Consider the following 25,072-nt stretch of genomic DNA (forward strand, 5'->3'; position numbering starts at 1 on the left):
TGGCCAGCGCCGACGGCAGCTCCTCGGGAAGCAGCAACGTGAACACCGAGCCCCGCCCCGACCGCGACGACACCCGGATCGCACCGCCCAGCAGCTGCACCAGTTCCTTGCTGATCGACAGGCCGAGTCCGGTTCCGCCGTACTTGCGGCCGGTGGTGCCGTCCGCCTGCTGGAACGCCTCGAAGATCATGTCGAGCTTGTCGTCGGCGATGCCGATACCGGTGTCGCTGACCACGAAGGCGATCACCGACCGGGCCGCGTCGAGCGTCGGCACCCCGTACCCAGGGCCCGGCGCCACCGATTCGATCCGCAGGCTGACCCGGCCCGCGTCGGTGAACTTCACGGCGTTGGACAGCAGGTTGCGCAGGATCTGCTGCAGCCGCCGTGGGTCGGTGATGATCGTCGGGGGTAGTCCGGGTGCGAGGTCGACGTGCAACTCGAGGCCCTTGTGCTCGGTGTGCGGACCGAAGGCGGCCAGCACGTAGTCGCGGATCTCGGCCAGTTCGATCGGCTGTGCCTCGACGTCCACCCGACCGGCCTCCACCTTGGACAGATCGAGGATGTCGTCGATGAGCAGCAACAGTTCCGAGCCCGCCCGGTGGATGGAGCTTGCGAATTCCCGCTGCTTGTCGCTGAGGTTGCGTTCGGGGTCGTCGGCCAGCAGCCGCGACAGCAGCAGCAGCGAGTTGAGCGGGGTCCGCAGCTCGTGACTCATGTTGGCCAGGAAGTCCGACTTGTAGCGGCTCGCCCTGGCCAGCTGCTGCGCCTTCTCCTCCACCCCGCGCCGGGCCGCGTCGATCTCGGCGTTCTTGATCTCGATGCTGCGGTTCTGGGCGGACAACAGGGCGGCCTTCTCCTCCAGCTCCGCGTTGGTGCGCTGGAGCTCGGCCGAACGCTCCTGCAGTTCCCGGGCCATGTCCTGGGACTGCGCCAGCAGCTGCTCGGTGCGACGGTTGACCAGAATCGTTCGGATCGCCACCCCGATCGTGCCGACCAGCCGTTCCAGGAAGCTCAGATGCAACGGGGAGAACGGCCGGACCGCACCGAACTCGATGACCCCGAGCGGCTCCCCCTCGAACAGCACCGGCAGGACGACGAGGGCGCGCGGCGAGGCCGAACCGAGGCCCGACCGGATCGTCAGGTAGTCCTGCGGGACGTCCTCGACGAGCACGACCTCCTTGGTCACCGCAACCTGCCCGACGAGCCCTTCGCCGGAGCGGACCGAGCGGGCTGTGGCGCCGGGGCCGAGCGCGTAACCGGCGCACAACCGCCAGTGGGTGGGCTCGGCGTGCGGCTCCTCGCCCGTCGGTTCCGCGGCGACGAAGAAGGCACCGACCTGTGCCTTGATCAGGGGCGCCACCTCGTTCATGATCATCTGACAGACCTGGCGGAGATCGTGCTGTCCCTGCAGCAGCTCACTGATCCGAGCCAGGTTGGAGTCGAGCCAGCGCTGTTCGGCGTTCGTCTCCGTGGTCGCCCGCAGGGCGGTGATCATCTGGTTGATCGTGTCCTTGAGGTCGGCGATCTCGCCATGGGCGGCCACGCTGATCTGCTGGGTGAGGTCGCCGCTGGCGACGGCCGTGGACACCGCCGAGATCGCGCGTAGCTGGGTGGTGAGGGTCGACGCGAGCTGGTTGACGCTCTCGGTGAGATCCCGCCAGGTTCCCGCGATACCCCGGACATACGCCTGGCCGCCCAGCTTGCCCTCGGTGCCCACCTCCCGGGCCACCCGGGTCACCTCATCGGCGAAGCTCGACAGCTGCTCCACCATGGTGTTCACCGTCGACTTCAGCTCCAGGACCTCCCCCTGCGCGTCCACGGTGATCTTCTGCGACAGGTCCCCGCGCGCCACCGCCGTCGAGACCTGGGCGATGCCCCGCACCTGAGCGGTGAGGTTGGCCGCCATCAGGTTCACCGCGTCGGTGAGGTCCTTCCACGTGCCCGCCGCATTCGGCACGTCGGCCTGGCCGCCGAGCCTGCCCTCGGTGCCCACCTCCCGGGCCACCCGGGTCACCTCATCGGCGAACAGCCGCAGCGTGTCGGTCAGCCAGTTGATGGTGTCGGCCAGCTCGGCGACCTCACCGCGGGCGTTCACCGTGATCCGCGGCGACAGGTCGCCGCGGGCGATCGCGGTGGCCGCCGAGGAGATGGACCGGACCTGGTTGGTGAGGTTGCTGGCCATGGTGTTCACCGAGTCGGTGAGCGCCCGCCATGTTCCGGCGACGCCCCGCACGTCGGCCTGGCCGCCGAGCCTGCCCTCGGTGCCCACCTCGCGGGCGACCCGCGTCACCTCGCCGGCGAAGCTGGACAGCTGGTCGACGAGCGTGTTGACGGTGCTGGCGATGCGCAGGAACTCCCCCCGCATCGGACGGCCCTCGATGTCCAGGGACATGCGCTGGGACAGATCGCCCTCAGCGACCGCCTCGAACACCCGGGCGATCTCGGCGGTCGGCCCGGCGACATCGTCGATCAGCGCGTTCACCGCCCGGACCGCGGACGCCCACGCCCCGTCGTAGGACTCCTCGTCGAGCCGCTCCAGCATGCGGCCCTCGCGCCCGACCAACCGGCTGATCCGCAGCAGGTCCCGGTTGCGCCGCTCCAGCACCGCGATCAGTCCGTTGAACTGACCGACCAACTCGTCAGCCGCTCCACCCCGGCGCGCCAACCGCACGTCGAACCGCCCGCCGCGCACCCGCCGCAGGGCCTCGGCGAGTTCGTCGAGCAACTCGGCGGAATCCCCGTGGCCGGACCCCTCCTCGCCGGGGCCGCTGGCGTCAGCCTGCTGTACTCCGCCCTCTGCGTCCATCGCTCGCCCCTCCCCCAGGAGCCCAGCCTGCCATCCGACGACGACGACCGGGCTGCTGACACCCCGCGGCGCGGCCCGGCAGACTGTCGGGGTGGGCGCTCCAGGTCGATGGCGGATGCGGTTCCCCCCGGTGGCGGACGCGCCACGCCGGGCGCGCGGCCTGCTCCGCCGGGAGCTCACCGCCGCCGGTCTCGCCGAGCACGACGACCTCACCGACTCGGTCGTGCTGCTGGCCAGCGAGTTGTTCGACAACGCGGTGCTGCATGCGGGTACCGAGTTCGAGGTCGAGATGCAGACGCGGCCGGATTCGGTGACCGTGGCGGTCAGCGACCACGGTGCCGGCCCACTCGAACGGCATCTCGCCCAGCCCCGGCAGGGCTTCGGCCGGGCCGCGGAGCACGGTCGCGGGCTGATCCTCGTGGAGCGGCTGGCCACGGCCTGGGGCACCCGGCACGACTCCGACGGCACCCACACGATCTGGTTCACCCTGCACCACCGACCGCCCGCGCGGTGCCCCGCGCCGACCGTTCCGCAGCCGGTGCCGGTCGGGCCGGTGCCGAAGTGGCCGGACCCCGACCAGGTTCGCCGGCTGTTGCACATCCCGGCCGAGGTGGGCGAGCGTCTCGGGGCGAACGCCCTGGTCGCCGAGCTGACCCGGCGGCTCCGCGAGATCTTCGCCCCGGACGGGGCCGGTGGCGTCGAGGGGGTCACCGTCGAGGTCGATCACGGTGACGGCAACGGCATGCACAAGCTCACCCGGGACGGGCGCGACCCGGCGACGCAGGTCGCCCCGCATCGGGTGATCGACGTGCCACTGCCTCTCACCGCGCCGCAGCGCGGCAGGCTGCGGGTCGCTCTCGGCCCCGACACCACCTCGGCCCGGAGCATCACCGAGGTCGCCGAGCTCGCCGCGTACCGGATCGCGCTCGCCGTCGAGTCGGACTGGCTACGCGGCGCCGACCGGAGCCGTCGGGCCTGGATGACCTATCTCGCCGACACCAGTCAGCTGCTCGGCCAGTCGCTGGACGTCGAGCTCACCGTCACGGTCATCCCGCAGATCGTCGTGCCGCGGCTGGGCGCCTGGTGCGCGGTCCATCTCCTCGGCCCCACCCGCGAGCTGGCGCTGGCCGCGCTCACCCACGCCGACGAGGACACCATCGTCGAGCTGCGCGCCGCCCTCGACCCCGCGCGATCCGGCGCGCTGTGCGCCCGGTTGGCGGAGCTGACCGACCCGACCGCCGCCACCACCGACCCGGCCTGGATCAGCCGACCCACCGACGCGATCGCCGTGCCGCTCGTCGCCGCGGGCCGCCCGATCGGGGTGCTGACCGTCGGGCGTCCGACCAACCGGCCACACACACCCGAGGACGTCGTCCTCATCACCGATATCGCCCGCCGCTCGGCGCTGGCGATCGATAACGCCCAGCGCACGGCTCGGCACGTCGCCACCTCCCAGGCCCTGCAGCAGGCCCTCCTGCCCCGGGCACTGCCCGCCGCCGAGGGGGTGGAGTTCGCCGCGGAGTACCTCCCGGCCAGCGTCGGCAGCGATGTCGGCGGCGACTTCTACGACGTCATCACCCTGGTCTCCGGGCATTGGCTGGCCGCCATCGGCGACGTGTGCGGCAAGGGTGCCACGGCTGCGGCGCGGACCGGGCTCGTGCGGGACGTGTTGCGGGTCCTCGCCCGGGACGGACGCCCGTTGACCAGCGCGCTCGAGCTGCTCAACGACGTGATGATGGAGGCGCACGACCCGTCCCAGTTCTGCACGCTCGCCGCAGCCGAGGTGCGCCGCGCCGGGCCGGGCGTGACCGGCCGGACCGCCGGCCTGTTCGTCGACCTCGTGCTCGCCGGGCACGAGCGACCGGTACTGGTCCGCGCCAGCGGCGCCGCCGAGCTGGTGGGCACCTACGGAACCGCGCTCGGCCTGGTCAACCGGGTGCAGCTGCGGCACACCCGGCTGCATCTGGCTCCCGGCGACGCGCTGCTGGCCTACACCGACGGCGTCACCGAGCACCGCGACGCCGACGAGTTCTACGGCGCGGACCGGCTGGTCGCGACCGTCTCCTCGATCGGTGGCGCCTCGGCCGCCCGGCTCGTCGGGGGGGTGCGCGCCGCGATCGAGGCGTTCTCCCGCACCGAGCGCCGTGACGACGTGGCGCTGCTCGCCGTGGCCGCGACCGAACGCGGCGCTCAGTCCCCCTCGAGGTCCCCCTCGGTCTCCAGGTAGGCCTGGCGCAGCGCCTCCAGCGTCGCGGGCTCCGGAGCCGCCCACATCCCGCGGTCGACGGCCTCGAGCAGCCGTTCCGCCATGCCGTGCAGGGCCCAGGGGTTGGCCTCGGCGAGGAACTTGCGGTTCTCCGGGTCGAGGACGTACTCGGCGCTCAGCCGCTCGTACATCCAGTCCGCGACAACACCCGTGGTCGCGTCGTAGCCGAACAGGTAGTCCACCGTCGCGGCCATCTCGAACGCGCCCTTGTACCCGTGCCTGCGCATCGCCTCGATCCACCGCGGGTTGACCACGCGCGCACGGAACACCCGAGCGGTCTCCTCGGAGAGCGTGCGGGTGCGCACCGACTCGGGACGGGTGGAGTCCCCGATGTAGGCCGCCGGATCCCGGCCGGTCAGCGCTCGGACGGTCGCGATCATTCCGCCGTGGTACTGGTAGTAGTCGTCGGAGTCGGCGATGTCGTGCTCGCGGGTGTCGGTGTTCTTGGCCGCCACCGCGATCCGCCGGTAGGCGGTCTGCATGTCCGCACGCGCGGGGACGCCGTCGAGGCCGCGGCCGTAGGCGTACCCGCCCCAGGCGGTGTAGACCTCGGCGAGGTCGGCGTCCCCGCGCCAGTTGCGGGACTCCACCAGCTGCAGCAGCCCCGCGCCGTAGCTGCCCGGTTTGGAGCCGAAGATCCGGGTGGTGGCGCGGCGGGGGTCCCCGTGGCGCTGCTGGTCGGCCAATACATGGGCGCGCACGAAGTTCTGCTCGGCGGGCTCGTCGCGGGCGGCGACGAGCTGCACCGCGTCGTCGAGCAGCGCCAGCACGTGCGGGAACGCGTCGCGGAAGAACCCGGAGATCCGGACCGTGACGTCGATGCGGGGCCTGCCGAGCTCGTCAAGGTCGATCACCTCCAGCTGGACCACCCGCCGGGACATCTCGTCCCAGACCGGCCGCACCCCCAGTAGCGCGAGCACCTCGGCCACATCGTCGCCGCAGGTGCGCATCGCGCTGGTCCCCCACACCGAGAGCCCGACCGAACGCGGCCACTCACCGTGGTCGCGGCGGTAGCGCTGCAGCAGCGAGTCGGCCATCGCCTGCCCGGTCTGCCACGCCAGCCGGGACGGGACGGCCTTCGGGTCCACCGAGTAGAAGTTGCGTCCGGTGGGCAGGACGTTGACCAGCCCGCGCAGCGGCGAGCCGGAGGGCCCGGCCGGGATGAAGCCCCCGTCGAGGGCGTGCAGCACCCGATCGATCTCCTGGCCGGTCTCGGCCAGCCGCGGCACGATCTCGGCGGCCGCGAACCGCAGTACCCGCCCCACCTCTTCCCCGCGAGTCGCGGTATTTCCGACCGCGAGTCGGGGTGTTTCCGCGACCGAGTCGGGGAGATCCCGCGTCCCCAGCCGCGCCGCGACGACGTCCGCGACGGCATCGGGAACCCAGCCGGCGGCCTCCATGTCCGCGACGAGGCCGTGCGCCAGCGCCTCGACCGCGTCGACGCGAGCCTTGGCCTGCGACCCGTCCTCGACGAGGCCGAGCGCCTCGCGCAGTCCCGGCACGCTCTGCTCGCCGCCCCACATCTGCCGGGCGCGCAGCATCGCGAGCACCAGATCGACCCGGGCCTGGCCCTGCGGCGCCGCGCCGAGCACGTGCAGCCCGTCGCGGATCTGCACGTCCTTGATCTCGCACAGCCAGCCGTCGACGTGCAGCAGGAAGTCGTCGAACTCGGCCTCATGCGGACGCTCGGTGAGCCCGAGGTCGTGGTCGAGCTTGGCCGCCTGCAGGAGAGTCCAGATCTGCTGACGGATCGCGGGCAGCTTCGCCGGGTCGAGCGCGGCGATGTTCGAATGCTCATCGAGCAACTGTTCGAGCCGGGCGATGTCGCCGTAGGTCTCGGCCCGCGCCATCGGCGGAATCAGATGGTCGACGAGGGTGGCGTGGGCTCTGCGCTTGGCCTGCGTGCCTTCGCCGGGGTCATTGACGAGGAACGGGTAGATCAGCGGGACATCGCCGAGCGCCGCGTCGGTGGCGCATGACGCGCTCATCCCGAGCGTCTTGCCCGGCAACCACTCCAGGTTGCCGTGCTTTCCGATGTGGACGATCGCATCGGCACCGAACCCCCCGTCGGCCTGCCCCGCCGCCAGCCAGCGATAGGCGGCGAGGTAGTGGTGCGAGGGCGGCAGGTCCGGATCGTGATAGATGGCGACCGGGTTCTCCCCGAACCCGCGCGGCGGTTGCACCATGAGCACGACGTTTCCGGCGCGCAACGCGGCGATGACGATCTCACCCTCCGGGTCGGCGGACCGGTCGACGAACAGCTCGCCCGGCGCCGGGCCCCACTGTCGCTCGACACCTTCCCGCAGCGCGGCGGGCAGCTGTGCGAACCAGTCCCGGTACCGCGCCGCGGAGATCCGGATCGGGTTACCCGAGAGCTGCTCCTCGGTGAGCCAGTCCGGGTCCTGGCCGCCGGCGGCGATCAGGGCGTGGACGAGCGCGTCGCCGTCGCCCGCGTCGACCCCGGGAAGTTCGCCGATCTCGTACCCGGCCTCGCGCATGGCGCGCAGCAGCGCGACCGTGCTGGCCGGGGTGTCGAGACCGACGGCGTTGCCGATCCGGGAATGCTTGGTCGGGTAGGCCGACAGCATCAGCACGATGCGCTTGTCCCGGTTCCGGATGTGCCGCAGCCGGGCGTGGCGCACGGCGATCCCGGCGACGCGGGCGGCCCGTTCCGGATCGGCGACGTACACCGAGAGCCCGTCGGCGTCGATCTCCTTGAACGAGAACGGCACCGTGATCAGCCTGCCGTCGAACTCGGGGATCGCGACCTGGGACGCGACGTCCAGCGGCGTCAACCCGTCGTCGGACGCCTCCCAGCTGGCCCTGCTGCTGGTCAGGCACAGACCTTGCAGGATCGGGATGTCGAGCGCGGCGAGCTGAGAGACGTCCCATTCCTCGTCGTCCCCGCCCGCCGTCGCCGACGCGGGCCGGGTGCCGCCCGCCGCCAGGAGGGTGACGATCATCGCGTCGGCCTCGCGGAGCGTGTCCAACAGCGCGGGCTGCGCCTGGCGCAGCGAGGCGCAGTAGAGCGGCATCGGGCGCGCCCCGGCCTGTTCGATCGCAGCGCAGAGGGTGTCGATGTAGGCGGTGTTCCCGGCGAGCTGCTGTGCGCGGTAGTGCAGGACCGCAACCGTGGGCCGGGCGGGGTCCCGCTGGTCGCCGCTGTCCTCGACCCGCACGAACCCCCATTGGGGCAGCTCGACCGGTGGGGCGAAACCCTCGCCGGTGAGCAGGACCGTGTCGGACAGGAACGCGTGCAGCTGGCCGAGATTGTCGGCGCCGCCGTGGGCGAGATACCGGTGGGCCTCGGCGGCGACACCGGCCGGGACCGTCGACAACGCCATCATCTCGGCGTCCGGCGACTGCTCGCCACCGAGCGCCACCAGCGGCTTGCCGGACGCGATCAGCGCGTCGAGGCCGTCCTCCCAGGACCGGCGGCCGCCGAGGATCCGCACGACGACGACGTGGACGCCGTCGAGCAGCGCGGGCAGGTCCTCAAGGGGAAGCCGGGCCGGGTTGGCCGGCCGGTAGTCCGCGCCGGAGGCACGCGCGGAGAGCAGGTCGGTGTCCGAGGTGGACAGCAGCAGGATCACCGGGATGAGCCTTCCTCGGGATCCGCGTCCCGGGTCGGAGGGATGGGGCGGGCAGGTCAGTTTCCTGGCTCCCGGATCGTCGCTCGCCCCGGCCTTCCCGGCGTGGCGCCCGTGGCCGTGTGCGGGGTCCGCTCCCCGGTGACAGTGGCGGGACCGCGCCGGACTCGCACCGGCTTCCTGGCTCCGCTCGCCCATGCAGTTGTGCGTCCACTGTCGGCAACCGGTGGGCCACCCGTCAAGCCGGGCCCCGATCGGACGGGTGTTTACAGTGACGGCGTGCCTGCCCCCATCCGTGTTGGACCCGACGCGTGTCCCGGCGTGTTCGCCGTGCACGACGCCGCGGACGGTGCGTTGGCACGGATCCGGCTGCCCGGTGGGGTCATCGGCGCCGCCCAGCTCCGGACGCTCGCCGACTGTGCCGAAGATCTCGCTGACGGCGCGGTGCACCTCACCTCGCGTGGCAACCTGCAGCTGCGCGGCCTCGACCGGGACGATCCCGGGCTGATCCGACGGCTCAGCACCGCCGGGTTGCTGCCCTCGCCCGCCCATGAGCGGGTCCGCAACGTTCTCGCCTCCCCGCTCAGCGGCATCCACGGCGGGCTGGCCGATGTGCGTGGCCTGGCCGCGGCGCTCGACGCGGCCCTGTGCGCTCGGCCCGGGCTTGCGGCGCTGCCCGGGCGGTTCCTGTTCGCCCTCGACGACGGCCGCGGCGACGTCGCCGCCGAGGCTCCCGACCTGTGCTGGCGTGCGTCCGACCCGACCGTGGGCGCGCTGCTGGTCGCGGGTGCGGACACCGGGCTTCGGGTGCCGATCGGCGACGCCGTCGACCTGCTGCTCGCGGCCGCCGAAGCGTTCCTGCTGGTGCGGGGGCCTGGTCGGGGCATGGGGGGCCCGGCCTGGCGGACGTACGAGATCCCCGACGCCGCGGCCCGGATCGCGGCCGTCCTGAGCCGACCCGGCGCTCCGGCCGGCCCCGACCTCCCCGATCATGATCAGCGTCTGGGCGGCGCGAACCTCGGTGAGCGCGGCGGCCGGCTCCCCAACGACGATCACGGTGGGGGTGGAGCGGAGCGCGCGACGGTCGGCCGGATCGGCACCGGGCCCGCGCTGGGCGTCGCCCCCCGGCTGGGCGAGCTGTCCGCGGCGGGGTTGCGGCTGCTGGCCGACCTGGCACCCACCGTCCTCGTCACGCCGTGGCGCACGCTGGTCCTGGCCGAGCCCGCCGAGGAGGCGGCGACCGCCCTGGCGGCGGCCGGGCTGATCGTCGAGCCGGACGACCCGGCGCTCGGGGTGAGCGCGTGCGCCGGCCGGCCGGGATGTGCCAAGGCGCTGGCCGACGTCCGCGCCGACGCCCGCGCGCTGCTCGCGGCGGGCGCGCTGCCCCGCGCAGTGCGGATCCACCTCGCCGGCTGCGAGCGGCGTTGCGGAGCCCCGCACGGCCCGCACACCGACGTCGTCGCGACCGCGAACGGCTACCGGGTCGACGGCACACCGGTGCCGGTGGCCGTACTCGGCACCACTCTCGGAGGAGCACCGTGAGCAGCACCTACATCCGCGACGGCGCGGAGATCTACCGGCGGTCGTTCGCCACGATCCGCGCGGAGGCCGACCTGTCGCGCCTACCCGCCGACGTCGCCGACGTGGCCGTCCGGATGATCCACGCCTGTGGCCAGGTCGACCTCGTCACGGACATCGGACACTCCCCCGGCATCGTGACCGCCGCACGCGCCGCCCTGCGCGGCGGCGCACCGATCCTGTGTGACGCGATGATGGTCGCCTCCGGGGTCACCCGCGCCCGGCTGCCGCGCGCGAACGAGGTGCTCTGCCTGCTGCGCGACGAGCGCGTCCCGGCCCTGGCCACCCGGCTGGGGACCACCCGCTCCGCCGCGGCCGTGGAGCTGTGGCGCGACCACCTCGACGGGGCCGTGGTCGCCATCGGCAACGCCCCCACCGCCCTGTTCCACCTGCTGGACATGATCGATGCCGGGGCACCGCGGCCCGCCGCGGTCCTGGGCATCCCGGTCGGGTTCATCGGCGCTGCGGAGTCCAAACAGGCCCTCGCCGCGCGCACCGACCTCGAGTATCTCGTCGTTCACGGCCGCCGCGGCGGCTCGGCGATCACCGCGGCCGCGCTCAACGCGCTGGCCGACGAGCGGGAGTGAGATGAGTTCCACGACGGGCGCGCTGTACGGCGTCGGGCTCGGCCCCGGCGACCCCGAACTGATGACCCTCAAAGCGGCACGGCTGATCGCCGCGGCCGACGTCATCGCCTACCACGCGGCCCGGCACGGCCGATCCATCGCCCGCAGCATCGCCGAGCCGCACCTGCGCGGCGACCAGATCGAGGAGGCGCTGGTCTACCCGGTCACGACCGAGACCACCGACCATCCCGGCGGCTACCGCGGCGCCATGGACGAGTTCTACGCCGAGGCCGCCGGGCGGCTCGCCGCGCATCTCGACGCGGGCCGTGACGTCGTGCTGCTCGCCGAAGGCGACCCGCTCTTCTACGGCTCCTACATGCATATGCACAAGCGGCTCGCGCACCGCTACCGCACCGAGGTCGTCCCCGGCATCACCTCGATCAGTGGCGCCTCGGCCGCGCTGGGCGCACCGCTGGTCGAACGGGACGAGATCCTCACCGTGCTGCCCGGCACGCTGCCACGCGAGGAGCTCGCCCGGCGGCTCGCCGAGACGGACTCGGCGGCCGTCGTGAAGCTCGGCCGCACCTTCACCCAGGTGCGGGGCGCCCTGGCCGACGCGGGCCGCCTCGACGAGGCCCACTACGTCGAGCGGGCCACGATGGACGGTCAGCGCACGGCTGCGCTGGCCGACGTCGACCCGGACTCGGTCCCCTACTTCGCCATCGCGCTGCTGCCCGGGAAGATCGCCACCGCGGTGCCCGAACCCGCGCCGGTGCCGCTCGGCGGCGCCGGGGAGGTCGTGGTGGTCGGCACCGGCCCGGCCGGACGCGACTGGCTGACCCCGCAGGTCGCGGCCGCGCTCGCGGTGGCCGACGACCTCGTCGGCTACGGCCCCTACCTCGATCGGGTCCCGCCCAACCCGCGGCAGACCCGCCACCCGTCGGACAACCGGGTGGAGGCACAGCGCGCGGCGCTCGCCCTCGACCTCGCCGCGTCCGGCCGCCGCGTCGCCGTGGTCTCCGCCGGTGACCCGGGGGTGTTCGCGATGGCCAGCGCGGTGCTGGAGGTCGCCGCCGAACCGAAGTACCGCGACGTGCCGGTCCGGGTCCTGCCCGGCCTCACCGCGGCGCAGGCCGTCGCGGCCGCGGTCGGCGCTCCGCTCGGCCACGACTTCGCGATGATCTCGCTGTCGGATCGGCTCAAGCCGTGGGACGTGGTCGCCGAGCGGCTCGTCGCCGCGGCGCGGGCCGATCTGGCCATCGCGATCTACAACCCCCGCTCGAAGGCCCGGCCGTGGCAGGTCGGGGCCGCCCGCGACCTGCTCCTCGAACACCGCCGCGCCGACACCCCGGTCGTCCTCGGTCGCGACGTCGGTGGCAGCGGGGAACGGATCGTCGTCACAACCCTCGCCGAGCTCGACCCCGAGCAGGTCGACATGCGCACCCTGCTGATCATCGGCTCCTCGACCACCCGGGTCGTGGAGCGCGCCGGGCGCACCACGGTCTTCACCCCTCGCCACTACTCCCGCTGACCCGCTCCCCGCAGCGCCCGGATCCAGGCCAGGGCGTCCTTCGCGGTGGGGACCGCGGTGACCCCCGCCGGGAGCGGCGGGCGCCGCTGCACGACCACCGGGATCCCCGCCTCGCGGGCGGCGGTGAGTTTGGCGGCGGTCATGGCCCCCCCGCTGTCCTTGGTCACCAGCACCTCGATGCGGTATTCCCGGATCAGGGCGCGCTCCTCCTCGACGCGGAACGGGCCACGGTCGAGCAGGACCCGCATCCGCGCCGGTACCGGCGGCTCCGGCGGATCGACCGACCGGACGAGGAACCACAGGTCGAGCCGCGCGAAGGCGGCGAGGTCCTGGCGGCCCGTGGTCAGGAACACCCGCGAGCCCAGCGCGGGCAGCCGCGCCGCCGCCTCGGACAGCGAGTCCACCCAGTGCCAGTCATCGCCAGGGCCCGCGGTCCAGCCCGGACGGCGCAGCACCAGTAGCGGCACCCCGGTCGCGGCGCACGCGGCCGCCGCGCCCGCCGTCATCCGGGCGGCGAATGGATGGGTCGCGTCGATGACGGCGTCGATCCCGTTGTCCCGCAGCCACTGCGCGAGTCCTTCGGGTCCGCCGAAACCGCCGATGCGGACCGCGCCCGGCGGCAGCGCCGGGGTCCGCACCCGCCCCGCGAGCGAGGAGACGACCTCCAGCCCCGGGGCGTCGACGAGCGCCCCGGCCAGCCGCCGCGCCTCCGATGTCCCGCCGAGGATCAGCAGCCGGATCAGGATCGGCACCTCGCATCGGAGTAGAGATGGCTGTCGGGGAACTGCTCGGCCGCCAGCGCCGGCCCGACGATGATCACCGCGGTGCGCTGGATCCCGGCGTCGTGCACGGCGCCGGCGATCTCGTCGAGCCGCCCGCGCAGCACGATCTCGTGTTCGCGGCTCGCGTGGGCGACCACCGCGGCCGGGCAGTCCGGTCCGTAGCTGCCGACCAGCTCCTTGACCAGCTCGTCGATCCGGTGCACCGCCAGGTGCAGCACCAGCGTCCCCCCCGCCGTGCCGAGCGCCGCCAGGCCTTCCGCCTCCGGCATCGGCGTCGCCCGCGCGGCGATCCGGGTCAGCGTCACCGTCTGGGCGACGGTCGGGACGGTGAGCTCCCGGCGCAGCGCCGCCGCCGCGGCGGCATAGGCCGGAACGCCCGGGCACACGTCGTAGGGCACCCCGGCCGCGTCCAGCCGGCGCATCTGCTCGGCCATCGCCGAGAACACCGAGGGGTCCCCGGACGCCAGCCGGGCCACGTCCATCCCGTGCGCGTGGGCCCGCACCATCTCCTCGACGATCTCGGTGAGCGTCATCAGCGCGGTGTCGATCTTGCGCGCCCCGGGCGGGCAGTACGCGAGCATCTCCGGCGGCACCAGGCTGCCTGCGAACAGGCAGACCGGCGAGACGGCGATGAGGTCGCGGCCACGGATCGTCAGCAGGTCCGGCGCGCCCGGCCCGGCGCCGATGAAGTGAACCGTCATTGCTTCTCCACACTCCAGATCGTCACCGGCATCGCCGGCCGCCACGCGGTGAACCCGCCGAGCGGGCTCGCCCGCTGCACCGCGAGCCGCACCAGCGACCCGCCGAGCCGGGCCTGCCCGGCGGCCAGCACACCCTCGGCCTCCAGGGTCACCGCGTTGGCCACCAGCCGCCCGCCGGGCCCCAACGCCGTCCAGCAGGCGTCCAGCACCCCGTCCCGGGTCACCCCGCCACCGAGGAACACCGTGTCGGGGGCCGGCAACCCGGCCAGCGCGGCCGGGGCGCGACCCGTCACCACCTGCAGGCCGGGCACGCCGAGCGCCTCGGCGTTACGGGTGAGCGCCGCGGCGCGCTCGGGATGCGACTCCACCGCGACCGCCCGGCAGGACCGGTGCGCGCGCATCCACTCGATCGCGATGCTGCCCGCCCCGGCACCCACATCCCACAGCAGCTGACCGGGCCGGGGGGCCAGATGCGCGAGGGTCACCGCCCGCACCTCGCGCTTGGTGAGCTGGCCGTCGCTCTCGTAGGCCTCGTCGGGCAGCCCGGGGACCTCGCCGAGCAGCCGTACGCCCGGATCGGCCACACACGACACCGCGACCACGTTGAGTGCGTCACCGGGCGGGTGGCACCAGTGGCGGGCGGTGCCGTCGAGCCGCCGCTCCGCCGGCCCGCCGAGCTGCTCCAGCACGGTCATCTCGCTGGGCCCGTAGCCGTCGCCGACCAGCAGCGCGGCCAGCTGCGCCGGCGAGTCGGCACCGGCGGACAGCACCAGGATCCGGCGCCCGGGGGCGAGCTGGCGGCGGACCGCGGCGAGCGGGCGGCCCACGACGCTGACCGTCTCGACCTCCTCGGCGGCCCAGCCCAGCCGCGCACACGCCAGCGCCGCCGAGGAGGGGACCGGCAGCACCCGCAGCCGCTGCGGACCCAGCAGCCGCGCCAGGGTCGCCCCCAGCCCGAAGAACATCGGATCGCCGCTCGCCAGCGCGCACACCCTCCGGTCGTGCAGGCCCGTGAACAGCGCGGGCAGCGCCGGCAGCATCGGCGACGGCCAGGTCACCCGTTCCGCCGCCACGGTCGCGGGCAGGAGCGCGAGCTGGCGCGGGGCACCCAGCACGACCTCGGCGGCGGTGACCGCCTCGCGGGCGGCACCGCCCAGCCCGTCCCATCCCTCGGCCCCGATGCCGACGACCGTCACCGGTGTCGCGTTCACCCCTGCCCCTCTCACCGCAACCGGACTGCACGCTAACCGGCGAGCCGCGGACCGTGACGAGCCCCGCCCCGTGACGTCGCACGCCCGCGGCGTGCGGGCGCGGGTCCGGCGTCAAAAATATGTGGCGTGTCCGAACTGCCCCCCGGGCCCCTGCCCGAGACGCCTCCCGCACCCGACCCCACGCCGCCCGAGGTGCCGATCCCACCGGTCCCGGCGCTGCGGGCCGACCGGCTCGGGCTGCGGACCCGGCGCGGCTGGGTGTTCCGGGACGTGAGCGCCGAGCTGCCCGAGGGCGGGTTGCTGGGCATCCACGGCCCGGCGGGCAGCGGTCGGTCGATGCTGCTGCTCGCGCTCGCCGGGCGCGCCGCGCTCACCACGGGACGGCTCGCCGTCGCCGGGGCGCGGCGGCCCGCGGAGGTTCGGCGACGGGTCGGGGTGGCCCGCATCGGCGGCGCGATCGGCCTCGAACCCGGGCTCACCGTGGGTGATCACCTGACCGAGTGCGCCCGGTTCGGTGGCAGCGTCGACCTCGGCGCGGCCGCGGCGCTTCTTCGCCTGCAGGTCGAGCCGTCCGACCTGGTCGAGGACCTGCCCGCGGTCGAGGCGCTGCTGCTGGCCGTCGCGCTGGCGACCGCGACACGGCCGTCGCTGATCGTGGTCGACGACCTGTCGGCCGGGCTGACCAGCGCCGACTGCGCACGCGCCCACGCCGCGCTCGGCTCGGTGACCGCCGCCGGTACGGCGGTCGCCGCCACGGACAGCGTTCCGCTGCCCGGCGCGGACGTGCTCGTGGACCTCGGTTCCGGCAGCGACGGCCCGCCCCTGCCGGCCCGGCGTGGCCGCCACGAGAAGGAGTGAGACGTGCCTGCCCCACGAGTCTTCGGCCTGGCCGCGCTGGAGCTGCGCCGCTTCCGCACCCCGCTGCAGCGGATGGCGCTCGTGTTCGCCGTCTGCGTGCCACTGCTGTATGGCGCGCTGTACCTGTGGTCGAACTGGGAGCCCTACCAGCGGCTCGACCGGATCCCGGTGGCGGTGGTGAACGAGGACCGCCCGGTGACGGTCGACGGGGAACAGGTCGACGCCGGAGCGCTGTTCGTCGCCGAGCTGCGCCGCGACCCGATCTTCGACTGGCGTTTCGTGGACGCCGCGGAGGCCGACCGCGGAGTCCACGACGGCGACTACTACTTCCTGATCTCGGTGCCGCCGGACTTCAGCGCGAAGCTCGCCAGCGGCGCCACCGGAACCCCGCAGCGGGCGTCGATGCAGATCGTGCTCAACGACGCCAACGGGTACGTCGTGGGCAAGATGGCCCAGACGGTCCAGTCCAAGCTGGAGAACCAGATCGACGCGGCCGCGGTGAGCGCCTACTTCCAGTCGGTCTTCGGCAACCTCGACCGGCTGCGGGCGGGGATGACCGAGGCCGCGGACGGGGCCACCCGGCTGCGCGACGGCGCCCACCAGCTCACGGCCGGCACCGGCGCGCTGGTCGACGGGATCGGGCAGCTCAAGACGGGCGCCCAGCAGCTCGCCCCCGGCGCCCGCCAGGTCGCCGACGGCGTCGGGCAGATCGCCGCGGCGGTGGGACCGGCGGCCGACCGGATCGCCGACGCCCTCCCCACGGTGGGGCCCGGCGCCACCCGCGCGGCGACCGGCGCGGCCGAGCTGACCGCGACGGCGGCGAACGCGGCCGCCGCCGTGGACGGCGGCGCGGACTCGGTGCGGGCCGCCCTGGCCGAGCTGGGACGGGCCGACCCGACGGTCGCCGCACAGCCGGCCTACCAGGCCGCGGTCGCGGCGGCGGACCGGGCGGCGGCGCGGACCGCCGAGGTCTCCACCGGCGCCGATCGGCTGCGGGACACGACGGCGACGGTCGCGGCAGGGATGACGACGCTGGCCGGGGAGACCCCGCAGTTGCAGCAGCGGGTCCGGCAGGCCGCCTCCGACGTGCGACGTCTCTCCGCCGGAGCGGCCGCGGTCGCCGACGGCGCCGCCCGGCTCGACGCGGGTCTCGGCGAGGCGCAGTCCGGCGCACAGCGGCTCGACGCGGGGGCCGTCCAGCTCTCGGCCGGGGCCGACGCCCTCGCGACCGGGCTCACCGGCGCCCTCGACGAGCTTCCGGTGCTGAGCCCGGACCAGCAGCGGCGCGACGCGGCGACGCTCGCCGCGCCGGTCGACGTCGGGTTGACGAACCTCAACCCAGCCGGCGTCTACGGCCGGGGCATCGCGCCGATGTTCTTCGCCATCGCGCTGTGGGTCTTCGGCATGGTGGCGTTCCTGTTGTTGCAGCCGCTGTCGGCGCGGGCCCGGGCGAGCGTGCTCGGCAACGTTCCGGTCGCGCTGGCCGGCTACCTGCCCGCCGCCCTCGGTGCCCTCGTCGCGACCGCGCTGCTGTACGGGGTGGTCGAGTTCGGCCTCGGGCTCGACCCCGTGCACGTCTGGGCCAACCTCGGGCTGCTGGCGCTCGCCGCGGCGACGTTCATCGCGATCGCCCACGCGTTGCGGATCTGGCTGGGCGGGGTCGCCAACGCGGTGCTCCTCGTGCTGCTGATCGCGCAGCTGACCTCCTGCGGCGGGGTCTACCCGGTGGAGACGCTGCCCGCGCCGCTGCGGGCGCTGCATCCGGTGCTGCCGATGAGCTATCTCGTCGACGGGCTGCGGGTGACGATCAGTGGCGGCAGCGGCGCCCACCTGCTCGGCGACGCCGCCGTGCTCGCCGGGTTTCTGATCGTCGCGCTGGTGCTCGGTGTGGTCGCCACGGCCCGCAAGCGGTGTTGGTCGATCGCCGAGCTCAAACCCGAACTGGTGCTCTGACGGTCGAGCCCAGGCAAAGAGATTCTCCTGCGGCACGCCGTCTCGGACCCCGCCGGCCCACGACTCTCGCGTTTCGGAAAGGATTCGGTAAAGTCACCGCCAATCAGGTCGCCGACTGGGCAAACCAATTGCAATATCGAACGAACTGGGCAATACTGAGGAAGCACGCCGCACGACCGAAAACACTTAACGGAAGTCGCGTTATCGCTCCGCACGGAGAGCGCGTTAGCCCCTTCCACCCCCTCATTTCAAAATTATCGGGATTTCTCCCAGTCCCCCTATCGGAAGGAGCCCGCAAAAGGGACGAGCGGGGCCGCAGGACTGCGTGCGATCCCCGATTCCCTGGCCTTTTCGCCGCCCTAGCGTTCCGCCCCGAAGGCCGGCTCACCCGGAGCCGGCGACACACTCGGGAGGAATCAGATGGCCGCGCCCGTCTCCTTGCTGGACATGCTCCTCACGCTGCTCAACGACCCGGCGGCCAAGGCCGCCTTCGTCGACGACCCGAAGGGTTTCCTCGCCGACTGCGGGCTCGACCACCTGACCGCCGACGACGTGCACGACGCGATCGTGCTCGCCGCCGACAACGAGCCGCATGAGTACGCGCGCCACCAGCACGGCCAGACCGAGGCCGCACACCTGACCCCGGCGCCACCGGTCACACACCACCACGGGGAGGACGCCCACGACCAGGCCGTGCGCTACCTGAACAACTACATCACCAACAACTATCTCGACGCGCGCCAGACGAACATCGACAACTCGTTCCATCAGCACGTCGACACCGACGGCGGCGACTTCGACCAGCGGCTCGACCTGCACCCGACCAACGCCACCGGCGACGGCGCGGTGGCCATCGGCGGCGACAACCACGGCCCGATCACCACCGGCGATCACAACGTGGTCGGCGACCACAACAACACCGTCGATGGCAACAACGACACCACCGGATTCGGCAGGGGTGATGTCAGCAGCCTCACGGGCGTCACCGCCGACCACGGCAGCGCCGTGTCCGGCACCGGCACTGCGACCGGCTCCGACACCGACAGCCACAACGAACTGAACAACTTCGGCAAGGGTGCGATCAACACCGCCGACCATGGCAGTACCGCGACCCAGACGACCAGCGACACGCACACCGACAGCCACGACGACTCCAGCACCCACACCGACAACCACAGCCTTACCGACAGCCACGACAGCAGCGAGACCGCCTCGCACAACGACACCGCCGTCGATTCCCACGACCACACGGAGCTGGCGTCGCACAACACCGACACCACCGATTCGCACGACACGCTTCACGTGCTGTCGGACAACAGCCACTTCCACGTCTGACGCGAACGTCCGCTCCCGGCACCACGGCTCACCGGGGCCGTGGTGCCGGGACACCCCCGCGTGGGCCCGCGCAGCGCGGCGAGCACCTCCGCCTCGGCTGCGCCGAACCGCGGCCTGGTGAGAATCTCGACCGTGCGCGGGCGCGGCAGCCCCACCTCGACCTCGTCGCACACGGTCGCCGGGCGCGGGCCCAGCACCACCACCCGATCGGAGAGGAACACCGCCTCGCGGATGTCGTGGGTGATGAGCAGCACCGTCCAGCCGTACCTGGCCCGCACCCCCTCCAGCCACTCCTGCATCCCGGTGCGGGTCAGCGAGTCCAGGGCGCCGAAGGGCTCGTCGAGCAGCAGCACGTCCCGGTCCTGTACGACGGTGCGCAGCAGCGCGGCGCGCTGGCGCATCCCACCGGAGAGCTGGCTCGGCCGCGCCCGTTCGAAGCCGGTCAGCCCGAACGGCTCGAACAGCGCCTGCGCCTTCTGCCGGGCGGCCCGCTTGCGCATCCCGGCGACCTCGAGTCCGAGCGCCGCGTTGTCCAGCACGGTGCGCCACGGAAACAGCAGGTCCTTCTGCGGCATGTAGCCGAACGCGGACCTGTCGGCGGGCGCGCCGTCGACGAGTACCCGGCCGGAGTCGGGAGCGACGAGCCCGGCGAGGACGTTGAACAGGGTGCTCTTGCCACAGCCACTCGGCCCGATGATCGAGACGAACTCGCCGGGCGCCACCCGCAGGGACACGTCGGCGAGCACCGGCAGCGTCCCGAAGCTCTTGGCGAGATGTTCGACGCGGATCTCACGCACGTCGGCGCTCCGTGGCGTACCAGGGGATGACGAGCCGCTGCACCAGGTAGGTCAGCGCGAACAGCGCGACGCTGATCGCCGCCGCCACCACCACCGCGGCGAGCACCAGGTCGGTGCGGAAGGAGTTCTTCTGCTGGTTCATGAAGATGCCCAGCCCGGACGTGGCGCCCACGTACTCGGCGAAGATCGCACCGGTCACCGCGTAGGTGATCCCGATCCGCAGGGCGGTGAAGAAGTACGGCATCGCCCCGGGCAGCCGTACGTAACGGAACTCCTTCCAGCGCCCGGCCCCCATGCTGCGCAACAGGTTCGAGGCCTCCCGATCGGTCGAGCCGAAGCCCTCGATGAGCCCGACCGCGACCGGGAAGAAGGTCACCAGAGCGATGACCACGACCTTGGGCAGCAGCCCGAAGCCGAACCAGATGATCAGCAACGGGGCGATCGCGATGATCGGCAGCGTCTGCGAGGCCACCAGTAAGGGCACCAGGGCGCGGCGCAGCCACCCGGAGAAGTCCACGACGATCGCCAACGCCCAGCCGAGCGCCAGCGACACCCCGAACCCGATACCGGTCACCTGCAGCGTCGGGACCGTGTTGGCCCAGATCACATCGCGATAGGCCCAGCCCTGCTCGACCACGCGAAGCGGGGAGGGCAGCACCTGAGGGGCGATGCCGCTCGCCGTGACGTACCACTGCCAGCCCACCAGCAGCGCGGCGACGACGACCAGCGGCGGCAGCGCGCGCCGCAGCCCCCTGGTCAGGGTGCCGCCAGGTACTCGTCGGTGAACCATGTGGCGAAGTCGGGACGGACGGTCAACGGCTGTCCGCTCGAGTCGAGCAGGACGCCGGCGTCGGAGAGGAACCCGGAGAACCCGGCCCACCGGGCCAGGGTCTGGGTGCCCACCCGGCCCGAGGGGTCGCGCAGGTACCGCTCGCTCATCAGCTGCTGGCTACGGGTGACCAACTCGGGCTCGGGGAACGCGCCGGGGTTGGCGTCCATGAGCAGCGTGCCCGCGGCCACCGGGTCGTCGGCGGCGAACCGGTAGCCGCGCTGGGCGGCCTGCACGAACGCCCTGGCCTGCTGGGGGTGCTCGGCGAGCCATCGGCCGTTGCCGATGAGCAGCACGCTGTAGGCGTCGGGGAAGCCGAAGTCGGTGTAGGCGAAGGTCTTGAGCGGCTGGCCGCGCAGCTGCGCGTCGATGGCCTCCCAGGTCACGAACGGCTCGGTGAAGTCGACCTTTCCGGCGTAGAGCGCCTCATACGCCGAGGTGCCCAGCACGACCGTGGTGAACTGGCCCTGACCTCCCGCGTCCCTGATCACCGCGCGCATCTTGGCGTCCTCGCCGGGCCCACCGAACCCGCCGTAGACCTTGCCGTCGAGATCCTTGGGCGAGTTGATGTCGGTCCGGTCCGCGCGCACCGCGATCTCGCTCGCCCAGTGCTGCAGGATCGCCATGACCGACGTGATGTCCGCGCCCGCCGCCTTCGAGACGCTGAACGAGTCCTGGAAGCTGATGCCGAACTCCGCGGCGCCCGAGCCGACGAGCGTGTCCGGCGAGGTCCCGCTGTAGGGCAGGAACTGGACGTCGAGGCCCGCGTCGGTGAACCAGCCTCGCTGCTGGGCGACGAACAGTCCGGTGTGGTTGGTGTTCGGCGTCCAGTCCAACGCGATGCGGATCGTGGACGGGGTCCCGCCCGCGTCCGCCCTGGTCGCGTCGCCGCAGCCGCTGAGGACCACCACCAGCGCCGCGCACACCGCGAGGATCCGCCAGATCCTGGATCGGGTCGGCTCGGGGATACCCACCGTTTCCTCCCTACGCCGGTGCTAACCGGGTCAGGTGCGAACGGTCGACGGCCGGTCCTGCCGTCCTCTCAGCCTCGGTACGTGAGTGCTCCCGCGGTCCGGATCACGATACGCGCCAGGGGCGCAGAAGACCACCGACGGGCCCGGCGGCCACGTGCCCGCGCACCACCGGCTGGTGCCGGCGCCCAGCGGTGGCGGGCCGATCGACTCGACCCAGCCGACCGGTTCGACCCGGTGGCGCACGGCGCTGCCGGTGGCCCGATCAGAACGGATTCGCCGGCCATTCCGGCACGATGTCGAGGTCGTCGCCGACCCGGCCGGGAAACCGCGGTGCCCGCTTCTCGAGGAACGCTGCGACGCCCTCCGCCGCGTCCGGGCCCTGGCCGAGCCGGTGGATCGCCGCCGAGTCGAGCCGGTGGGCCTCCCACGGGGTCGGGGCGCCGAGCATCGACCGCAGCATCCTGCGGGACAGCGCCACCGAGACCGGCGAGGTGTGGGCGACGATCTCGGCGGCGATCGCGCGCGCCGTGGGCAGCAGTTCGCCGTCGGGCAGCACCCGCGAGACCAGCCGCCCGGCCAGTGCCTCGGCGGCATCGAACACCCGGCCGGTGACCACCCACTCCATTGCCTGGGAGATGCCGACCACCCGCGGTAGGAACCAGCTCGACGCGGCCTCCGGCACCAGCCCGCGGCGGGTGAACACGAACCCGAAGCGGGCCGACTCCGCGGCGAAGGTCCGCACCGGCACAGAAGCCCCGGCCCGCGCCCGTGACGACCACGACCCGCACGTCGTCGTCGGCGTCCGTGGCATCGAAGGCCGCGACCAGCTCGCGGGCCATGGTGGTGGTGAACGCGTTGAGCCGGTCCGGCCGATGCAGCGTGATCGTCGCGATGCCGTCGGCGACGCCGTAGCGGATCTCGGAGTACCCGGTCACGGCACGGCCTAGAGCCCCAGCCGGTCCGCCAGCCTGCGGCGGTGCTGCGCCGGGGTCCCCAGCAGCAGCTCGGAGCCCTTGGCACGCTTGTAGTACAGCTGCGCCTCGTGCTCCCAGGTGTAGCCGATCCCGCCGTGGTACTGCACCATCGCCGTCGCCACCGCGAAGTAGGCGGGTCCGATGTAGGCCTGGGCGAGCGCCGCCGCCAGCGGCAGCTCGGCCCGGTCGTGGTCGGCGGTCCAGGCGGCGTACCGCAGCACCGCGACGGCATGCTCCCACGCGCAGTACATGTCGGCGCAGCCGTGTTTGACCGCCTGGTAGGAGCCGATCGGGCGGCCGAACTGGATGCGGACCTTCGCGTAGTCGACCGTCAGCTCCATGGCCCGTTGCAGGCCGCCGACCTGTTCGGCGGCCAACGCAACCGCGGCGAGATCGGCGACGAGGTCCAGTGCCGCCGCCGGGTCGATGCTCGTCAGGGGGCGCGCGGGAGTGTCCGCGAAGGCGATCCGGCTGAGCCGCCGGGTCGGGTCGAGGCCGGCCAGAACCGTGCGGGAGAGCCCGGGGGCGTCGGCGTCGACGGCGAACCAGCCCGGTCCGTCCGCGGTGCGGGCGTAGACGATCAGCAGGTCGGCCTCCGCGCCGGCCACCACCGGGGTCTTGGTCCCGGCGAGCGTCCAGCGCCCGTCCCGGCGGGTCGCGGTCGTGGCGCCACCGGCCCGGTCCCAGGCCCCGCCCTCCGCGACGGCGACCGTCCCGATCCGCTCCCCCGACGCCAGGCGCGGCAGCAGCTCCGTACGGGCGCCGTCGTCGTCGAGCGCGAGCAGGGTATCGACGGCGAGCACCGCGGAGCCGAGGAACGGCGACGGGATGAGCCCGCGCCCGAGCTCCTCGGCCACGATCGCGCGCTCCACGTGACCGGCGCCGGACCCGCCGAGCGCCTCGGGCACCACCAGGCCGAGCAGACCGAGCTCCCCGCCGAGGCGCAGCCACAGTCCGTGGTCGTAGCCCCGTTCGGAGGTCATCGCGGCCCGCACCGTCGCGGACGGGGCCTGGTCGGCGAGGAACGTGCGTACGACCGAACGCAGCTGCTGCTGTTCAGCGTTCGGCACGAGGTTCATCGGGCACCGTCCGGGCGCTGGGTGCCGACCTTCAGGTCGCGGAAGGCGATGTCCCGGTCGAGCAGTGGTTCCTTGGGCAGGCCGAGGATCCGTTCGCCGATGATCGTGCGTTGGATCTCGTTCGTTCCCCCCGCGATGCCCGACGCGGGGGCCGAGCTGATCGCCAGGGCGAGCTCGTCGCCGCCCGGGTCGCCGGGCGGCCAGGCGATCGCCGCGACACCGGCCACCTCGCTCGCGGTCTCGACGGCCCGGCGCAGCAGCAGCGCCCCGGCGAGCTTGGCCACCGAGCCGCGGGCCCCGGGCGGCTCGCCCGCAGCCGCCTGCTGCCGCATCCGCTGGTTGACCAACTCCAGTGCCCGCTCGTGCGCGTAGAGCTCGGCCAGCCGCTCCCGCTGCGCCCGCGCAACGCCGGTGCGGCGGGCCAGCTCGACCAGTGCGTCGTAGGTCAGCGCGCTGCTGCGCGACGGCCGAGCGGCGCCGATCGACACCCGCTCGTGGCCGAGCATCGTCACTGCGGCCTGCCAGCCCGCGTTGACCTCGCCGATCACCGCGTCGGCCGGGATCCGCACGTCGTCGAGGTACACCTCGTTGAACGGGGCCTTGCCGGACATGTCCCGCAGCGGCCGCACGGTCACCCCGGGCGCGTGCATGTCGAGGATGAACATGGTCAGGCCGGCGTGTTTGGGCCGGTCCGGGTCGGTGCGGGCGAGCACGGCGCCGAAGTCGGCCAGCTGGGCGTTGGTGGTCCACACCTTCTGACCGTTGACGATCCAGCCGTCGCCGTCCCGCACCGCGCGGGTCTGCAGGCTCGCCACATCCGAGCCTGCGCCGGGCTCGGAGAACAGCTGGCACCAGATCTCCTCCCCCCGCAGCATGCGCGGCAGGTAGCGCGCCTTCTGCGCAGGTGTGCCCAGATCGACCAGGGTGGGGCCGCACATCCCCAGGCCGATCATGAACGGATGGCCGGGCAGCTCGAACGCGGCGGCCTCCTCGCTGAAGACCTGCTGTTCGGCCGCGCCGAGTCCCTGTCCGCCGACCTCCCGCGGCCACGTGATACCGGCGTACCCGGCGTCGGACAACGCGGCCTGGAACTGTTTGGCGCGACGCAGGTGCTCGGCCGGGTCGAGACCGCGCATCGGCCCGGGTGCGTGGCGACGCAGCCACGACCGCACACCCGCGCGGTACTCCCCCAGCCCCTCGGCCACGGCGCATCACCTCGATCGTCCTCGACCCGAGACCCGC

At 73.2% G+C, this 25,072-nt stretch carries 16 protein-coding genes, 2 pseudogenes and 1 riboswitch; of the genes and pseudogenes, 7 read left to right on the top strand and 11 right to left on the bottom strand.

The genetic code is table 11. The annotated features are described in order from the left end of the window. Positions 1–13 precede the first annotated feature (13 nt). Positions 14–2,503 (bottom strand): annotated as a pseudogene (locus ACFQE5_RS07825) (HAMP domain-containing protein); the annotation flags it as partial. A 418-nt stretch (positions 2,504–2,921) separates the two neighbouring features. On the opposite strand from ACFQE5_RS07825, the gene ACFQE5_RS07830 reads away from it, so the two are divergent. Continuing rightward, the gene (locus ACFQE5_RS07830) at positions 2,922–5,033 is read left to right on the top strand and encodes a SpoIIE family protein phosphatase (protein WP_379584155.1); all 2,112 of its coding nucleotides are present in this window, start codon (positions 2,922–2,924) and stop codon (positions 5,031–5,033) included. On the opposite strand, the gene cobN is transcribed toward ACFQE5_RS07830, so the two are convergent. Next, positions 4,997–8,665, bottom strand: coding sequence for a cobaltochelatase subunit CobN (gene cobN, locus ACFQE5_RS07835; protein ID WP_379584156.1), 3,669 nt, complete (start codon positions 8,663–8,665; stop codon positions 4,997–4,999). The genes ACFQE5_RS07830 and cobN overlap by 37 nt on opposite strands. Positions 8,666–8,722: 57 nt before the next feature. Beyond that, positions 8,723–8,845: riboswitch (cobalamin riboswitch) on the bottom strand. 96 nt (positions 8,846–8,941) lie between these two features. Between cobN and ACFQE5_RS07840 the strand changes: the two genes are divergently transcribed. The 3 genes from ACFQE5_RS07840 to ACFQE5_RS07850 are packed head-to-tail and all read left to right on the top strand — an operon-like array spanning position 8,942 to position 12,337. Continuing rightward, on the top strand, positions 8,942–10,204 hold the full coding sequence (locus ACFQE5_RS07840) for a precorrin-3B synthase (protein WP_379584157.1): 1,263 nt from the start codon (positions 8,942–8,944) through the stop codon (positions 10,202–10,204). Beyond that, positions 10,201–10,827, top strand: a complete 627-nt coding sequence (locus tag ACFQE5_RS07845; RefSeq protein WP_379584158.1) for a precorrin-8X methylmutase — start codon at positions 10,201–10,203, stop codon at positions 10,825–10,827. The genes ACFQE5_RS07840 and ACFQE5_RS07845 overlap by 4 nt, the downstream gene beginning before the upstream one ends. A 1-nt stretch (position 10,828) precedes the next feature. Continuing rightward, positions 10,829–12,337, top strand: coding sequence for a precorrin-2 C(20)-methyltransferase (locus tag ACFQE5_RS07850; RefSeq protein ID WP_379584159.1), 1,509 nt, complete (start codon positions 10,829–10,831; stop codon positions 12,335–12,337). On the opposite strand, the gene ACFQE5_RS07855 is transcribed toward ACFQE5_RS07850, so the two are convergent. The 3 genes from ACFQE5_RS07855 to cbiE are packed head-to-tail and all read right to left on the bottom strand — an operon-like array spanning position 12,325 to position 15,031. Then, on the bottom strand, positions 12,325–13,080 hold the full coding sequence (locus ACFQE5_RS07855) for a cobalt-precorrin-6A reductase (RefSeq protein WP_379584182.1): 756 nt from the start codon (positions 13,078–13,080) through the stop codon (positions 12,325–12,327). The genes ACFQE5_RS07850 and ACFQE5_RS07855 overlap by 13 nt on opposite strands. Next, positions 13,077–13,820 carry a precorrin-4 C(11)-methyltransferase gene (cobM, locus tag ACFQE5_RS07860; RefSeq protein WP_379584160.1) on the bottom strand — a complete coding sequence of 248 codons (744 nt, stop codon included), beginning with the start codon at positions 13,818–13,820 and terminating at the stop codon, positions 13,077–13,079. The genes ACFQE5_RS07855 and cobM overlap by 4 nt, the downstream gene beginning before the upstream one ends. Further along, positions 13,817–15,031, bottom strand: a complete 1,215-nt coding sequence (cbiE, locus tag ACFQE5_RS07865; RefSeq protein ID WP_379584161.1) for a precorrin-6y C5,15-methyltransferase (decarboxylating) subunit CbiE — start codon at positions 15,029–15,031, stop codon at positions 13,817–13,819. The genes cobM and cbiE overlap by 4 nt, the downstream gene beginning before the upstream one ends. Before the next feature lie 126 nt (positions 15,032–15,157). Between cbiE and ACFQE5_RS07870 the strand changes: the two genes are divergently transcribed. From ACFQE5_RS07870 to ACFQE5_RS07880, 3 genes are all read left to right on the top strand, one after another. Continuing rightward, a complete protein-coding gene (locus ACFQE5_RS07870; protein ID WP_379584162.1) occupies positions 15,158–15,889 on the top strand; it encodes an ATP-binding cassette domain-containing protein in 732 nt (243 codons plus the stop codon). A 3-nt stretch (positions 15,890–15,892) separates the two neighbouring features. Then, positions 15,893–17,842, top strand: a complete 1,950-nt coding sequence (locus ACFQE5_RS07875) for a YhgE/Pip family protein (RefSeq protein WP_379584163.1) — start codon at positions 15,893–15,895, stop codon at positions 17,840–17,842. A gap of 420 nt (positions 17,843–18,262) precedes the next feature. Continuing rightward, positions 18,263–19,177: an IniB N-terminal domain-containing protein gene (locus ACFQE5_RS07880; RefSeq protein ID WP_379584164.1), complete on the top strand. Its 915-nt coding sequence runs from the start codon at positions 18,263–18,265 to the stop codon at positions 19,175–19,177. Here ACFQE5_RS07880 and ACFQE5_RS07885 read toward each other — a convergent pair. The 6 genes and pseudogenes from ACFQE5_RS07885 to ACFQE5_RS07910 all read right to left on the bottom strand — a co-directional run bounded on the left by ACFQE5_RS07885 (position 19,141) and on the right by ACFQE5_RS07910 (position 25,035). Continuing rightward, positions 19,141–19,974, bottom strand: a complete 834-nt coding sequence (locus tag ACFQE5_RS07885; RefSeq protein WP_379584165.1) for an ABC transporter ATP-binding protein — start codon at positions 19,972–19,974, stop codon at positions 19,141–19,143. The genes ACFQE5_RS07880 and ACFQE5_RS07885 overlap by 37 nt on opposite strands. Further along, entirely contained in the window at positions 19,967–20,764 is a 798-nt protein-coding gene (locus ACFQE5_RS07890) for an ABC transporter permease (RefSeq protein ID WP_379584166.1), read from the bottom strand. The genes ACFQE5_RS07885 and ACFQE5_RS07890 overlap by 8 nt, the downstream gene beginning before the upstream one ends. Beyond that, a complete protein-coding gene (locus tag ACFQE5_RS07895) occupies positions 20,731–21,777 on the bottom strand; it encodes an ABC transporter substrate-binding protein (RefSeq protein ID WP_379584167.1) in 1,047 nt (348 codons plus the stop codon). Before ACFQE5_RS07895 ends, ACFQE5_RS07890 begins: the two co-directional genes overlap by 34 nt. A gap of 262 nt (positions 21,778–22,039) precedes the next feature. Further along, positions 22,040–22,712, bottom strand: a pseudogene (locus ACFQE5_RS07900) (enoyl-CoA hydratase-related protein). A gap of 8 nt (positions 22,713–22,720) precedes the next feature. Next, positions 22,721–23,830 (bottom strand): acyl-CoA dehydrogenase family protein, encoded by a 1,110-nt coding sequence (locus ACFQE5_RS07905; RefSeq protein ID WP_379584168.1) that lies wholly within the window; start codon positions 23,828–23,830, stop codon positions 22,721–22,723. After that, on the bottom strand, positions 23,827–25,035 hold the full coding sequence (locus ACFQE5_RS07910; protein ID WP_379584169.1) for an acyl-CoA dehydrogenase family protein: 1,209 nt from the start codon (positions 25,033–25,035) through the stop codon (positions 23,827–23,829). Before ACFQE5_RS07910 ends, ACFQE5_RS07905 begins: the two co-directional genes overlap by 4 nt. Positions 25,036–25,072: the final 37 nt, after the last annotated feature.

The organism is Pseudonocardia hispaniensis, from assembly GCF_042658695.1.
GTDB classification, from domain to species: Bacteria; Actinomycetota; Actinomycetes; order Mycobacteriales; family Pseudonocardiaceae; genus Pseudonocardia; species Pseudonocardia hispaniensis.

Excerpts from the sequence above, each read along its gene's own strand:
- ACFQE5_RS07890 (WP_379584166.1), bottom strand. The coding sequence starts at position 20,764 with ATGGTTCACCGACGAGTACCTGGCGGCACCCTGACCAGGGGGCTGCGG.
- ACFQE5_RS07830 (WP_379584155.1), top strand. The coding sequence starts at position 2,922 with ATGCGGTTCCCCCCGGTGGCGGACGCGCCACGCCGGGCGCGCGGCCTG.
- ACFQE5_RS07905 (WP_379584168.1), bottom strand. The coding sequence starts at position 23,830 with ATGAACCTCGTGCCGAACGCTGAACAGCAGCAGCTGCGTTCGGTCGTA.
- cobM (WP_379584160.1), bottom strand. The coding sequence starts at position 13,820 with ATGACGGTTCACTTCATCGGCGCCGGGCCGGGCGCGCCGGACCTGCTG.
- ACFQE5_RS07880 (WP_379584164.1), top strand. The coding sequence starts at position 18,263 with ATGGCCGCGCCCGTCTCCTTGCTGGACATGCTCCTCACGCTGCTCAAC.
- ACFQE5_RS07850 (WP_379584159.1), top strand. The coding sequence starts at position 10,829 with ATGAGTTCCACGACGGGCGCGCTGTACGGCGTCGGGCTCGGCCCCGGC.